The 14,583-nt window shown below is 45.7% G+C and carries 13 protein-coding genes; 2 read left to right on the top strand and 11 right to left on the bottom strand.

The genetic code is table 11. The features are described 5' to 3' along the window. Window positions 1–291: 291 nt before the first annotated feature. The 3 genes from G5B06_RS08315 to G5B06_RS08305 all read right to left on the bottom strand — a co-directional run bounded on the left by G5B06_RS08315 (window position 292) and on the right by G5B06_RS08305 (window position 3,615). The gene (locus tag G5B06_RS08315) at window positions 292–1,698 is read right to left on the bottom strand and encodes an APC family permease (protein ID WP_173762918.1); all 1,407 of its coding nucleotides are present in this window, start codon (window positions 1,696–1,698) and stop codon (window positions 292–294) included. Window positions 1,699–1,860: 162 nt separating this feature from the next. Continuing rightward, on the bottom strand, window positions 1,861–2,205 hold the full coding sequence (locus G5B06_RS08310; RefSeq protein WP_021977944.1) for a P-II family nitrogen regulator: 345 nt from the start codon (window positions 2,203–2,205) through the stop codon (window positions 1,861–1,863). A 39-nt stretch (window positions 2,206–2,244) separates the two neighbouring features. Next, window positions 2,245–3,615: a putrescine aminotransferase gene (locus G5B06_RS08305; protein ID WP_148448353.1), complete on the bottom strand. Its 1,371-nt coding sequence runs from the start codon at window positions 3,613–3,615 to the stop codon at window positions 2,245–2,247. 424 nt (window positions 3,616–4,039) lie between these two features. Between G5B06_RS08305 and G5B06_RS08300 the strand changes: the two genes are divergently transcribed. Then, window positions 4,040–4,459, top strand: a complete 420-nt coding sequence (locus G5B06_RS08300; RefSeq protein ID WP_148448351.1) for a PPC domain-containing DNA-binding protein — start codon at window positions 4,040–4,042, stop codon at window positions 4,457–4,459. 268 nt (window positions 4,460–4,727) lie between these two features. Then, window positions 4,728–5,807, top strand: a complete 1,080-nt coding sequence (locus G5B06_RS08295; protein ID WP_021652910.1) for an NAD(P)H-dependent flavin oxidoreductase — start codon at window positions 4,728–4,730, stop codon at window positions 5,805–5,807. A gap of 87 nt (window positions 5,808–5,894) precedes the next feature. On the opposite strand, the gene queF is transcribed toward G5B06_RS08295, so the two are convergent. From queF to G5B06_RS08255, 8 genes are all read right to left on the bottom strand, one after another. After that, window positions 5,895–6,389 carry a preQ(1) synthase gene (queF, locus tag G5B06_RS08290; protein WP_015526640.1) on the bottom strand — a complete coding sequence of 165 codons (495 nt, stop codon included), beginning with the start codon at window positions 6,387–6,389 and terminating at the stop codon, window positions 5,895–5,897. A 42-nt stretch (window positions 6,390–6,431) separates the two neighbouring features. Beyond that, on the bottom strand, window positions 6,432–7,148 hold the full coding sequence (gene queC, locus G5B06_RS08285; RefSeq protein WP_256164017.1) for a 7-cyano-7-deazaguanine synthase QueC: 717 nt from the start codon (window positions 7,146–7,148) through the stop codon (window positions 6,432–6,434). A 19-nt stretch (window positions 7,149–7,167) separates the two neighbouring features. Next, a complete protein-coding gene (gene queE, locus G5B06_RS08280; protein WP_059086406.1) occupies window positions 7,168–7,836 on the bottom strand; it encodes a putative 7-carboxy-7-deazaguanine synthase QueE in 669 nt (222 codons plus the stop codon). Next, the gene (queD, locus tag G5B06_RS08275) at window positions 7,833–8,282 is read right to left on the bottom strand and encodes a 6-carboxytetrahydropterin synthase QueD (protein WP_092071623.1); all 450 of its coding nucleotides are present in this window, start codon (window positions 8,280–8,282) and stop codon (window positions 7,833–7,835) included. The genes queE and queD overlap by 4 nt, the downstream gene beginning before the upstream one ends. A gap of 338 nt (window positions 8,283–8,620) precedes the next feature. Next, window positions 8,621–10,276 (bottom strand): YecA family protein, encoded by a 1,656-nt coding sequence (locus tag G5B06_RS08270; protein WP_173771740.1) that lies wholly within the window; start codon window positions 10,274–10,276, stop codon window positions 8,621–8,623. A 122-nt stretch (window positions 10,277–10,398) separates the two neighbouring features. Then, window positions 10,399–11,922 carry a glycoside hydrolase family 32 protein gene (locus tag G5B06_RS08265; protein WP_119248165.1) on the bottom strand — a complete coding sequence of 508 codons (1,524 nt, stop codon included), beginning with the start codon at window positions 11,920–11,922 and terminating at the stop codon, window positions 10,399–10,401. A 52-nt stretch (window positions 11,923–11,974) separates the two neighbouring features. Continuing rightward, the gene (locus tag G5B06_RS08260; protein WP_420314380.1) at window positions 11,975–13,606 is read right to left on the bottom strand and encodes an ABC transporter substrate-binding protein; all 1,632 of its coding nucleotides are present in this window, start codon (window positions 13,604–13,606) and stop codon (window positions 11,975–11,977) included. 70 nt (window positions 13,607–13,676) lie between these two features. Then, on the bottom strand, window positions 13,677–14,573 hold the full coding sequence (locus tag G5B06_RS08255) for a carbohydrate ABC transporter permease (protein WP_015526648.1): 897 nt from the start codon (window positions 14,571–14,573) through the stop codon (window positions 13,677–13,679). Window positions 14,574–14,583: the final 10 nt, after the last annotated feature.

The following is a 14,583-nucleotide window of genomic DNA, read 5'->3' as shown; positions in this document are numbered from 1 at the left end:
ATTGCGGCAGGGTCAGCTGTTTGAGCCAACGGCGAGTTCTGGCCCTGCCGCAATGCTTTTAGCCATCTCACGGAATCTTAGTTGTATCCCCCGACGGAGTCCTTGCCCGGACCGATATCCTCTCCCTCTGGCGTACCTCTTTCTCTCCACCCTCACGGAACCCTAGTTGTATCCCCCGACGGAGTCCTTGCCCGGGCCGATATCCTCTCCCTCTGGCGTCCGCTTTTCTGTCCCTCCCACACACAAAAAGAACGCCACCCACCAGGCAGCGTCCTCCCAAATATCCAAATATTACCTCCAGATCCCCCGACGTTTCCGAATCGTATAAAACAACTCATTCTCCATCGCCATAACCTTCTGAATCGGCACACTCCTAAACACCGGCATCTTCATCCTAGTCCTAATCCACCAAAACGAATAAACCGCCAAAACCAGAAAAGTGATCAAAACCACCAACCAGATCAAATTCCTCTCCACAGGATCCGAAGAAATATTCAAAATCATATAACAAGTCCCCACAATACCAATAACCGGAAACACCGGCCCAAAAGGAACCTTGAAACTCCTCGGCACCTTCGGCATCCTCTTCCGGAGAATCAACACATCCACATGCGCCAAAACATAAGAAATCATCCAGAACACCGACCCCACCAGAATCAAAAACGAAATAATAGAAGAAGAATTATTACTGATCAATGCAAAAATAAAAATCGTCACACTGACAAACACAACCCCAAACCACGGAACCCCATGCTTATTCGTCTTCGCAAAAATCCTCGGCATCATATTCATCTTCGCCATACCCTGACAGATACTCGCCAGCCCATTCACCGTAGAATTCTGCGTACTCACAACCGCAAGCGCAGCCACCAGAGTCATCCAGATTTTCCCCACACTGCCAAGAAGATTTTCCCCGTAAAGCAAATGCGGCGCTGGAGAATCCATCAACTCCTGCCAGGGAGTATAATTATGAAAACCAAACACCATGATCGACTGCACACCACAGATCAGAGCAAGACCAATAATCATACCAAGAGGCACATTCCTCTTCGCATTCTTAACACTCTTGGAAACCGGGATCACATACTCCGCCCCGATAAACAGCCAGAACGCCGTAGCCGTAGCAGAAAACAGCTCTGAAGGCTTCGTAGCCATAGTATACGGCTGAGAAACTACCTGACCCGTGCCCAGCTTAAACATACCAATCAGCCCCATGATAATCATAGAACCAACCAAAAGAAACGCAACCAGATCCTGGATCTTTGCAAACATATCCACGCCATGAAGATTCGCAATCATGATCACAATCGTCATCACCAGCGTATACCCGATACTTGGAATCGGCAGCCGGATCGTCTGGGCCATCGCATAGGAAAAAATCGAAGCCTCCACACCAGATGACAGAATATTACAGAGCAGATACCCACCAACCATGGAGATCAATGTAGGAAAAGGCCCAAGGCACGCCAGAGTATACTGTGCCAGACCACCCGTCGTATTCGGCATAATCGCATTCAGCTCCGAAAGCGAAGCCACCGTAGTCATATTTAAAAGGCAGGCAATGATCATAGAAAAAACAAACACAACGCCAACAGTACCTGCACCCTGTCCAAGGGAAACCAGACAGCTTGTGGCAATGACCAAACCTACTGATATAGATACAACACTTCCCAATCCTAATTTCTTATCTTCACTCATAATCCCAAGCACCTCCCCTATAATGAAATGGACATTCGCATTATATAAACATAAGTCATAAAAAATATCCAGCATAAAAACAGGCGAGGATCCGCTTCATCCGCGGACACCCTCGCCTGCTCTATAATACAGACCATCCTTCCATGATCCGCAATCCATCATCTATAAAGCATCTGCCCCTTCATCACCAGTACGCACGCGGATCACATTGTCAATATCATAGATAAAAATCTTACCATCACCGATATGACCGGTATAAAGCTCGTGCTTGATCACATCCACGATCTTATCCACCTGCTCCTTTTTTACCACAACACTGATCTGCTGCTTCGGAAGAAGCTCCATCTCATAATTTTCATCCACTTCATACTCACGGGTACCTTTTTCCACACCACAACCAAGCACCTGCATAACCGTCATACCTCTGACACCGGCTTTGCTGAGCGCAGACTTCAGGCTGGAAAATTTCGCAAGGCTTGTGATGACTTCAATTCTGCATAAACTCATCTTATAATATCATCCCTTTCGGAAAAATCCCGTTATATTTTATACATTAAGTGCTTTCTTTGTATCAGCAAGAGCCTCATCCATTCTGGAAATAACGTCCTTGATATCCTGCTCGGAAATAACAGCTGTAGGCTCAAAACGAATTGTTTTTGCATTAACAAGAGTACCGGCTGTCATGACACGTCTTGCAAACAGACCCTTTGCAGTCTCATAACCAAGCTCACAGGTATGGAACTCAACAGCAAGCATAAGACCTGTACCACGAACCTCCTGGATGATCTCCGGATATTTTTCTGCAAGGCTCAAAAGTCCGGCTTTCAGGATCTCACCTTTACGCTTGCAGACACCCGGGATATCATTTTCAAGCATATATTTGATGGTTGCGATAGCAGCTGCACAGCAAACCGGGTTTCCACCAAATGTCGGGGAACCAAGAAGCCATGGGTTGTCAATCAGATCCTGAACCCACATCTTCGGTTTGCAGATGATACCAGTAATCGGCATGATACCACCACCGAAAGCTTTACCATAAGTCATGATATCCGGTGTAACGCCCTCTGCCTCACATCTCCACATGGTACCAGTACGTCCCATACCAGTCTGGATCTCATCAAAGATCAGCGCTACGCCAGTCTCATCACAGATCTCACGAACCTCCTGAAGATATCCAGCCGGAGGAACGATAACACCAGCCTCGCCCTGAATCGGCTCAAGAATCACACCGGCAACTTTTTCACCAACTGCCTGAAGGTTTACGATTGCTTTTCTAACATCATCAGCAACACCGTACTGTACATGCTGTACCTGCTGTACCATTGGAGTATATGGTGTACGGTATGTACTCTTACCACCCATGGAGATGGCACCCATGCTCTTTCCGTGGAAAGCGCCCACTGTGGAAATGAACCATCTTCCGCCAGTTGCGATACGTGCAAGTTTCAGAGCCATCTCAACAGCCTCTGCACCGCCGTTTGTGAAGAAGCAGTACTGCAGGTCACCAGGAGTGATATCTGCAAGAGCTTTTGCCAGATATCCACGAAGGGGATCAAGAAGCTCCTGAGAATGGAGCGCCTGATGATCCAGCTGTGCTTTAACCGTTTTCAGGATCTCCGGATTTCTGTGACCACAGGTATAAATACCAAATCCACCAAGACAGTCGATGAATTTTTCTCCATTTAATCCGTAGCAGTAAGCACCTTCATCCTGCCACTCAAGAACCGCACCCTGCTCAGAATCAGAAGAAACAGATTTACGGTATTTCAGCCAGCCCGGGCTTACGTAGTTGTCAAAATGATCGATGGTATCTGCTACCATCTGTTTTTTCTCCTCTGCAGGAATATCTTTCATATCTGTGTTGATCAGTCCGATTACTCTGTCAAGATCTTTGATTACCTGTTCACTCTTTGCCATAATACATTCCCTCTCTTTCTGAAAATCATCCCGCGATCTGCATCTGCATCCTGCGTTCATTCAGGTAAAAAAACAGGCGCATTCGCTGTATTTCTACAACAAATGCGCCTTTGCATTTCGTTTAATTGTTTTTTGAATTGCTTATATTGTACCCCGGTCAGCCAATGTGTACAATTCTTAATTTCTGGCTGTTTATGATTAGTTTCTGGTAGATATACTTATTTTTAAGTATGTCTCTTCTCAGTTTTTCTCGAAATTATCTGCAATATACTCTACGAAAAAATTGGACAGGGCATGATGCAGTAATTTCCGGAAGTGCTGTAATCTGATCAATGTAACTATTGAATAAAAACAGGAATGTATTATACTGGAATCATACTCAGACAATAGGAAAATCAAAAAATTTACAGGGAGGTTTTTTATCATGGAATACAAACGTTTTGGAAACACGATCTATCTTCGACTTGATCCGAAGGAAGAGATCCTGGAGGAGATCGGCAAGGTTGCAGAGAAAGAGAACATCCGCCTTGCACAGGTCACAGGCCTTGGCGCCATCAATGATTTCACTGCTGGCGTATACAACACCGTAACAAAGGAATATCACTCTATTCAGTTTCAGGGAGCTTATGAGATTGTTTCTCTTACCGGTACCGTTACCCGTAAAGACGGCGAAGTTTATCTTCATCTCCACATCGCAGCCGGTGACGAAGAAGGCCTTGTACACGGCGGTCATCTGAACCGTGCCATCATCAGTGCTACCGCCGAGATCCAGATCCAGGTGATCGACGGAGAGATCGGTCGTGAGTTCAGCGAGGATATCGGACTGAATCTGTTTAAGTTCTGATTTTGTCAGAGGGATTTCGACCACTGTCTACTGCTTTACAGTTTAAAATTTCATCACACATAAAAAGGGTGAAACTACTCAGCATAATGCTGTCAGCTCACCCTTTTCTTATTCCGAAAAGCTATACCGACAAATCATCACATCTCCCTGATTCAACCTTCCTACATATACATTGACAAATTCCCCTGTTATGATATACTTTGATGATAAAACTATTTTATACTAAAATTATTTAGTGAAAGCAAATGAATGTGAGGATCTGATCATTATGAAGAATTTTAAAATCGGTGATAAACTTACGAGATTTCCCCTGATCCAGGGTGGAATGGGCGTTGGTATCAGCCTTGGCCGTCTGGCAGGCACCGTTGCAAAGGAAGGCGGGATTGGAATCATTTCCACCGCTCAGATCGGCTACCGGGAAAAGGATTTCGACCGGAATACCGAAGAAGCCAACCAGCGGGCTATCCTGTCCGAGATGAAAAAAGCACGCAGGATTTCTCCTGACGGTATCATCGGCTACAACATCATGGTTGCACTGAAGGAGTACGCATCTCATGTAAAAGCCGCTGTCCATGCCGGCGCTGACCTGATCATCTCCGGTGCAGGACTTCCTACAGAGCTCCCTGCTCTTGTCAGCGGAAGCAAAACAAAGATTGCCCCCATCGTCTCAACGGACAAATCTGCAAAGGTTATCCTGAAATACTGGGAAAGAAAGTACAAGCGCACTGCAGACCTTGTGGTGATCGAAGGTCCCCAGGCAGGCGGTCATCTGGGCTTCCACAAGGAAGAGCTGGATTCCTATACACCGGAAGCCTACGACAATGAGATCCGAAAGATCGTCCAGACTGTAAAAAGCTATGCCGCAAAATTCGGCACGGAAATCCCTGTAGTAGCTGCCGGCGGCATCGCCACGCACGAGGATGTAAAGCATGTCCTTGATCTTGGTGTGGACGGCGTTCAGGTTGCCACCCGTTTTATCCCAACGGAAGAATGTGACGCAGACATCCGGCTGAAAGAATCCCTGATCCACGCCGCAAAGGACGACATTGCCATTGTAAAAAGTCCGGTAGGTATGCCGGGACGTGCCATTATGAATCCCTTCATGCAGCACGTCATGGCCGGTGAAAAAATCCCGCACAGTCCCTGCCACCGCTGCCTTGCCAAATGTTCCCCCGGCGAGATCCCTTACTGCATTACAGACAAGCTGATCGCCGCCGTAAAGGGCGACGTGGAAAACGGCCTGCTGTTCTGCGGAGCAAAGGCCTATATGGCAGATAAGATCGAAACCGTGCACGATGTGATCGCTGATCTGTTTGGCACAGAATCGGAGTGCATCCGGCTGTCATAAAGATAAACCTGCGCCGCTAGGCGCACCTAAACAAAAAGCCCCTGCTTTCATTGCTTTTCGCAGTGAAAACAGGGACTTTTAGTTTTTCTACCGGTTATCGATCTTTTCCGGGTACATGTCATGCTCTGTCAGACGTTTCCAGGCAATCTCCTCCCATCTGGTTCCGGCTTTTCCGTAATTGCAGTAGGGATCAATGGAAATGCCACCTCTCGGCGTAAATTTTCCCCAGACCTCAATGTATTTCGGATCCATAAGACGGATCAGATCCTTCATAATGATGTTCACGCAATCCTCATGAAAATCTCCGTGATTGCGGAAGCTGAAAAGATACAGCTTCAGAGATTTGCTCTCCACCATTTTTTCACCGGGTACGTAGGATATCGTGATCGTCGCGAAATCCGGCTGTCCGGTAATGGGACAAAGGCTTGTAAATTCCGGGCAGTTAAATTTTACAAAGTAATCGTTGTCCGGGTGCTTGTTCAAAAATGTTTCCAGTACCTCCGGAGCATAATTGTCCGGATATTTTACTTTCTGATTTCCGAGAAGGGTGATCCCTTCTTTTTCCAGGTTTTCTCTGCTCATATTTTTTCCTTTCTATGGTCAAACGGATATTTATGATCCGATCTATCTGTCAAGTGCCGGATCCTTCACTCCATTGAGCCGGAATGCCTCTGCTCTGTCAATACAGGTTCCACACACACCGCAGGGCTTTTCGCCGCCTTCGTAACAGCTCCAGGTCAGTTCATAAGGAACATTCAGCTCCAGTCCGGTTTTTACGACCTCTGCCTTTGTGCAGCTGACAAAAGGCGCCTCAACCTTCAGCTGGCCGCCGCTTCCCTGATAGATCGCCTCGTTGATCGCATTGTGAAACGCACTGCTGCAGTCCGGATATGCATTTCCGGCTGCATCATCCGCATGTGCTCCGTAATAGATCACACTGCAGTTTTTTGACAGCGCAATACTTGCTGCCGAGGAAAGAAATAATCCGTTCCGGAACGGCACATAGGTTGAAACCGGTGAGCCATCGGTTTCCTTCAGCTGCTCTGCATAGCTTTCGTGTGGGATCTCTCTGTCTGAATGCTTCAGAAGCGAACAGTCACTGTACCGGAAGATCGGCTCCAGATCCAGATAAAGATGCTCCACTCCGTAATATTCTGCTGTTTTTCTGGCAGCCTCAATTTCTTTTGTGTGCTTCTGTCCGTAAGCTACTGTTAATGCAATTACATTCTCTTTTCCATATTTGTTTACGGCAAGCCCCAGGCAGGTGGTGGAATCCACACCGCCGCTTGCAAGTACAAGTGCTTTCATAGCGTTCTCCTTTTCTGCGGTATTTCTTGTTATATTGTGATATGTTTTCCTGTCATACTCCCCGTTTCTGCGGGTCCCAGATCACCTTATGAAGCTGGATCTGAAGCTTTACATCGTTGAGCTTTTTTTCCATAAGGAAATCCACGATCTCCACCGGCTGGATCCTGCCAAATACAGGGCTGAAATAAACTGCCGTTTTTCCGACCAGCCTGTACTTTTCCAGAATTTCCAGGGCTTTTTCCATATCTCTGCGGCTACTGACCACGAATTTCAGCGTATCCTCACTGCCCAGAAGCTCCAGATTGGAAAGGAGCATCTCTTTTTCCATGCCGCTGTCCGGTGCTTTATAATCCATGGTAAAGGACGGACGTTTTTTTAATATATGATAAGGCTTCAGATCTACGCTTCCATTAGTCTCAATCTCCACCCGCTGGGATGGATCCTCCAGGATTGCCTCGATCAGCTCCTCCATGCCTTTCCGTAAAAGTGGTTCCCCGCCTGTAAGTGTCACATTTTTTACGCCTGTTTCACGGATCCAGGAAAGGATCTCTTCTTCTGTCAGCCTTTCACTCTCACATCCCGGCTCATTTGCCCAGCTGGTATCACAATAGCTGCACTGAAGATTGCAGCCCTTAAACCGGATAAAAGCGGCAAGCTCTCCTGCCCGTCTGCCCTCTCCGTTGATGCTGACAAATTTCTCTACAACCTGATAGGTACTCATAGCCATACCGCCTCCGTTTCTTCTTCCGTTTCCCGGTAAGCTGCACAATTATTTGGTGTTTCGTAAACAACAGCTCTTTTTACAGGATAGCCCTTTTCTTCCATTTTTCTGAAAAAATACTCTGAAAAATTCTCTGCTGTAGGGCGAAAAGGAACCTTCACCAGATGAAAGCCTTCCTCATCCAGTGCTTCCAGCGTTTTCGGACGTAATGTATTTTCTTCATAGATCAGCGTGTGATCCATGGAATCTGCCAGCTCCCGAAGATCCTTTTTCAGATCTCCGAAGTCTACCAGCATCCCGCGCTCCTGACCGTTTTTCTCCAGCTTCTGGCTTTCGATCTCAATCTCCACATGCCAGCGATGGCCATGGATATTGGAACATTTGCCGGTGTAACCGGACAAAAAGTGTGCCGAATCGAAATCTGCTTCTGTTTTTAACTGATACATAAATTTTTCCTCCTTCTGGATCTGTCACACCACCCGAATATTTCCATAAATAAAAAAAGCCGGGATTCCCGGCCTTGATCCAGTTAAAGTAAAAAAAGGGCAGACCCGCCACGAGTCTGCCCTGATTCTCACATCTTCTTCAGCCCTGGTTTTATTTATAGACAGGATGGTACAAACGAACTGTCTTATATTAATTTGTATGGTATTTCCGGAGATACTGCATCAAACGATAAATCGGACCAGATCATCCGCGTTCGCTGCTCACTCATGAGCGCAGTCGCTCCGCAACGATCTATGGGAACTTTCAGCTCTGGAATTACGGTAAATTTTCTGTAGAATTATCTTCTTCCGCAGCACTTCTTATATTTCTTACCGCTTCCGCACGGACACGGATCGTTCGGGTAGATTTTTCTTGCAGATGCCGGCTGCATCGGCATTGCTGTCGGCACAAAGCTGTTCGGCATTGCAGTGTGCGGCTTGCCTGTGGCAAACGGCCATACTGCTCCTGAGATCTCATTCGGTGTGTAACCGCGGAATTCCAGCATTCTTGTGTTATTGTTTGCCTCCATGATCAGCTTTGTAAATTTCTCAAGCTGCTCATCGTTAAACTGGATCCCCTTCTGGTTCAGGTTTTCCATGATCGCTGACATTCTGCCATCCATGGAGCATTCTTTGTAAATAAAGAACAGTACCTGATCCTTCACTGCATCGGAAACCTTCATCTCATCCAGCAGGAATCTGCCCAGTCTCTGGTAAGAAGCAGATTTTGTCGGATACCCGTTTTCGGAATAATCCAGGATCTCATCTACAGACGGAATATAGAATTTCCGTCCACCCTGACGTCTCTCGATATCCTTGTAGATGTTATTGACCAGTGCGGATTTCAGGATCAGCTGATCCTCCGCAAGCTCACAGATACAGGCCTTCTCCGGAATGGTATGATACAGCTCGATGAAGCTGTCATATCCGATGTCAAAACCTTTTCTCTGCTTAAACATCTCATATACGGTCTTTGCCGGTGCAGATACATACAGATAGCTTACCATAATAAGGCAATCCTTCAGCCAGTTTACCTGGCTGCGAAGTATCTGGAACTCCAGTGTATTGATCTGATCGTAAACAGCTGCAACCTCTGCCGGAACTTCTGCGTAATCATCACTGTAGGAAACAAGATAGCCCATATCGTTCAGCCATTCTAACGTATTCCACTCATCCTCTGCAACATGGAAGCATTTTCTCTGAATAGCTGCCTCAAAAGCCAGTACCTCCTGATCGTCTGCTACGAGGAAGCTTGCTTTCATAACCTCCGGTTTAAGAACCTCTGCGGCAACCTTTGCAGCGATCTCTTCCTGATCCATTCCCTTGCAGTGAAGTCCAAGCTCACCTGCAATGCTGAGAAGGTCTTCTTTACGATAGGACATGAGGAAATCTTTTACTGTAGGATTTCTTCTGCTGCCTGTGGCTGCCTCATCTGCTTTTGCAGCTCTGGCTGCTGCCTCTACTGCCGCTACTGTTGCAGCAATGTCTTCCGATGCTTTGGCTGTTTCCACCTCAGTTTCAACTGCTGCAGTGCATCCCAGCTCCGGTGCCTCTGTCCAGTACGGATCATCCTCACCCTTTACTTCTTTTATAATAGAAGGAGCTTCTGCTGTTCCCTCGTCTTTCTTCTCAATATCAACTCTGTATTCCGGAGCTTCCTTATCCGCACCATACTGACGGAAGGTAAACCATTTCTCGGAATCCATAAGCTCTGCAGTCTCTGTCTCGCCTGCATTTAATAATGTGAAATTATTCTTCGCTTCTCCGTCACCGTTCTCACGGATCTGTACTTTTTTCTGAAAAAATTCAATCTCATATAGGCTGCCTGCCGGATACTGAACCAGTTTTTCAAGCATGGCTGCCATATTTGCAAATGTAACGTCAGCCGCAACAGTACAACGTCTCCATACCGGCGGTTTCGTTCCTTTTCTTGTGATTTTTAACTGATAAAACATTCCTGTGTTCCTCTCCTGTAAATATATGCCGGATCAGGAGATACGAATAACTCCTGATCCGGCGTAAGCAACTTCCCCTATGTTATACAAAAATAGAGAAATTGTCAATATTTGAGAGGCTTCTACAACACAATATCATATTTCTCAACCTGGATCACAGCATTTCCGTCACTGTGAAACAGGATCTCATCTGCTTCCACTGGTGTTGGGATCACGGTAGTCGCAGTTTTGCTTCCATCATTGATAAAAAGCTCTATGGAGCTTCGATCCAGGATAAAACGCAACTTCAGATTTTGTCTGTCATCTGTGATCTGGAGCTTTCTTGTACATACAACATCACGCTGCACCCCGCTCCAGGTTCTGTCGATCTCCAGTATCTGTCTTTTTCGATCATAGGTAAAGACCGTTGTATATTCTTCATTGCGTGCAAGCTCGATCCGGAACTCATTGTACACATCCAATGCTTCCTGATTTGGATTTCCGGAGTTCCTGATTCCATCCATGATGCCATCTGCGTTCTGCAGTTCCACAGTCAGATCGATCATTCGGCCACGGACGCCTTCAAGGCTTAAGCTCTCACCCACTTTTACATTCTCATAACAGCAACGGTTTTTCCGATAATTCTCAATTTCTCGGACCGGCTTCTGCCAGATCTTTCCGTCACGATATTCCAGCTCTCTCGGAAGAGTCATCATTCCCTGCCATCTCTGCTTTTCCTTGATCACACAGCTATCCCAGGATTTCATCCAGGCGATCATCACTCTTCTTCCATCTGGAAGAAGGGTTGTCTGCGGCGCATAAAAATCAAGTCCGTAGTCCAGACTTACCGGTGCGTCTTTTTCAAATGTATGTTTTTCGCTGTCATAATCTCCCGTAAAATACAGGGAATTATGTCCATTATGAAACTCATACCCTTTTGCCCGCATATGCTGCGGAGAACAGATCAGCACATGTTTATCCCCGAGCGGAAAGAAATCGGGGCATTCCCACATAACACCGATTTCTCCTGTGGAGTTCTCCGCAAGAATTGTTTCAAATTTCCATTCTTTCAGATCTTTACTGGAAAACAGAACTACCTGTCCAGGAATTTCTTCGCTGCGGCATCCTACGAGCATATGGTATGTTCCGTTATCTTCCCATACCTTCGGATCACGGAAATCAACTCTGCTGCATTTCTCCGGAAGCATATCCCCGGTGACTATCGGATTTTTCTCTGCCTTTACATAATCTTTTCCGTCACCCCAGGCAAGGCACTGATTCTGCCGGACTTCTTCTTTTCCATCAGGCAGCTTTTCTGTTGTAACTCCTGTGTAGATCAAAGCCTGTTTTCCATCCGCTTCAATAGCACTTCCGGAAAAGCATCCCTCTCGATCATATTCCTGATCCGGTGCAAGCGCTGTAGGAAGCTGCTCCCATCTGATCATATCCTCCGTCACACTGTGGCCCCAGTGCATAGGGCCCCAGTCACGGCTGTAAGGATGATACTGGTAAAAAAGATGTACCTTTCCTTTAAAAACAGAAAATCCATTGGGATCATTGATCCAGCCAACCGGTGCAGATACATGAAAGGCCGGTTTCTCTTCCTGCGGGATATTTTTTGCTTCCTCTATTTCATAAAGACGTGCTTTTTCAAGTTTTTCACTCATACTCTGCTCTCTCTTTCTTTTTTATGTTTCTGACCGGTATCTTTTTCTGTTTTTATTTCTCTGTCTCACTAAGAGACTTCTGATACTGGTCAAAATATTTCTGTTTGATTGCCAGATAATCAGACAGTCCATACTGCTCCATCTTTTTCAGATAGGAATCCCATTCTTTATCGATGCCGCCATTCAGGATCCAGTCTGCTTTTTTCTGTTCCGCATACTTCTTGATATCCGTGTCGTACTGAGATACCTTATTGGTATCATCAATACTCATAAATACATTCGGATACACATATTTACTGTTCATATCCTTAAGATATGTTTCGTGCATATTGTCGAGACGCCATTTTGCATCTGCCGGCTCTGTTACATATACATCGTAATACTCGTTAAGTATTGCCAACGGTCCGTTTACAGACTGTGCTTCACGAACCTCTACCGGAGATGCATCTCCCAGATCCATATGTTTCAGCATCTGACCACCTTCTGCATTCTCGGACATCTCAAAGATATTAAATGAATCTTTTTCCCCGTAAGTACCCCAGTTATTCTGCGGAGACTGGATCGGTGCATACATCTGATCGATCCATGCTGCTGCCAGTGCCGTATTCCGACAGCTTGTAGTCAGAACGCAACGTCCTCTGTCAAAGCCACTGGTTTCACTGTTATTCTGTCTTGTGATATTTACAAGACCATCCGGACCGGCCAGCGCCGGGAGCATTACATAATCTTCATTGTTATCAATATTTGCAATATCCCAGGTGAAACACAGACCATATCTGTGGTTCTTACCTTTTGCAACATAAGTTGACCATTCCTGGGTAAAAGCCTCCGGATCCACCAGCTTTTCTTCTACCAGCTGATGGAGCCACTGAATACCTTCTTTATAGCCTTCCTGTACAGTTGTATAAATAACGGTTCCATCATCTTTTACTGCAAAATGATCACCGGTGTCACCATATCCTTCTCCGAATCCGTTGATGAGAATTGCAGGATCCTGATCACCATTATTGATGATAAAGGACATCGGGATCACACCACCCTCAATGTTGAATTTCTTTTCCAGTTTATCTGCATTGTCGCGGAAAGCGACCAGAACCTGTTCCAGTTCCTCAGTTGTAGTCGGAACGTCCAGCTTCAGATAATCCAGCCATTTTTTATTAATGTAGGGGATATCTCCAATTGCCTGAATGGCTTCTTTCCCCGCACCAAGCTGCTCGATCCATGGGAAAGAATAAATATGTCCGTCCGGTGCTGTACACATTGTTCTGTATTCCGGGTATTTTTCAAATACAGCCTTAAGATTCGGCATGTATTTATCAATCAGATTTTCTACCGGAATAATGATTCCCTGTTTGGCATAACGAAGAAGATCATAATCACTCATCCCTGCGTTAAAAAGTCCATCCGGAAGATTTCCGAACTGTGCCAGCGCCAGATTTTTTTTGTCATCAAACTGATCCGATACAAAACAGGTCCAGTCAATGTGGACATTGGTCTGCTTTTCCAGTCTTTCAAAGATCGTTCTTTCATTAGGTTCCTGTGTAGATGTTGCAGGTGCACTGGTAATAAAAGACAGCTCTGCTTTTTCTTTCAGAGGAAAGGACACATCTTCCACCGGGGTATCCGGATCTGTTTCTGCTTTCATGTGTTCTTTTCCGTTTCCACATCCGGCACTGCATACCATTATAATTGCAGAAAGCCCGATTGCCAATAATGCCTTCATTCTTTTTTTCATCATTATCAACCTCCTGTCATCAGCCTTTTACAGAACCAACCATAATGCCCTGGTCAAAATATTTCTGGAAGAATGGATACATGATCAGAAGCGGTAAACTTGATACAATGATCGTAGCATATTTCAGAAGCTCCGCTACCTTTGCCATCTGTGCAGTACTCTGGATATCTGCGATCATTCCGGGCTGCGGTGTATTCTGTACAAGGATGGAACGAAGTACCAGCTGCAATGGCTGCAGTTTCGCATCATTCAAATAAATCATAGCGTCAAAATAACTGTTCCACATTCCTACAAAGGACCACAGTGCAAGCACTGCGATGATCGGTTTGCATACCGGCATCATAATCTTGAAAAAATGCTCGATTTCCGTGGCACCGTCAATGGCAGATGCCTCTCTGAGTTCCTTGGGGATAGACTGATAATAGGTTCTGGCAAGGATCATGTTCCAGACATTAAACGCACCCGGAAGCAGGATTGCCCAGATTGTATTTACCAGATGCAACTGATTGATCAGGATAAAAGTCGGGATCATTCCTCCACCGAAAAACATGGTAATGAGAAAAATAACATTGAAGAAATTTCTTCCCACAAATTCTTTCTTGGACATTGGATATGCTGCCAGCAGAGTTACCAGAACTGAAATAATGGTAAACACCAGGGAATAAAAAAATGAGTTTGCAAAGCCTCTCCAGATCATATTATTTTCAAGAACTCTGCGGTACGCATCGATCGTCCACTTCCGCACATCAAAGCTGATCCCCTGGCTGTTCAGCACATTCGGATCCATAAAGGATGCGATCACAACATATAAAAGCGGAACCAGAATGGAAAGTACAAATGCACCCAGAAGTACGTATCCGATTCCTAAAATGGCTTTGTCAGATGCCGAATATTTCTTTTTCTTTGCTTTTGCCATAACAGCACCT

Origin of the sequence: Blautia luti (assembly GCF_013304735.1) — a bacterium.
In the GTDB taxonomy this organism is placed as follows: Bacteria; Bacillota; Clostridia; order Lachnospirales; family Lachnospiraceae; genus Blautia_A.
Note: the sequence above shows the minus strand (reverse complement) of the source record. Positions and strands in the feature narration are given on the sequence as shown.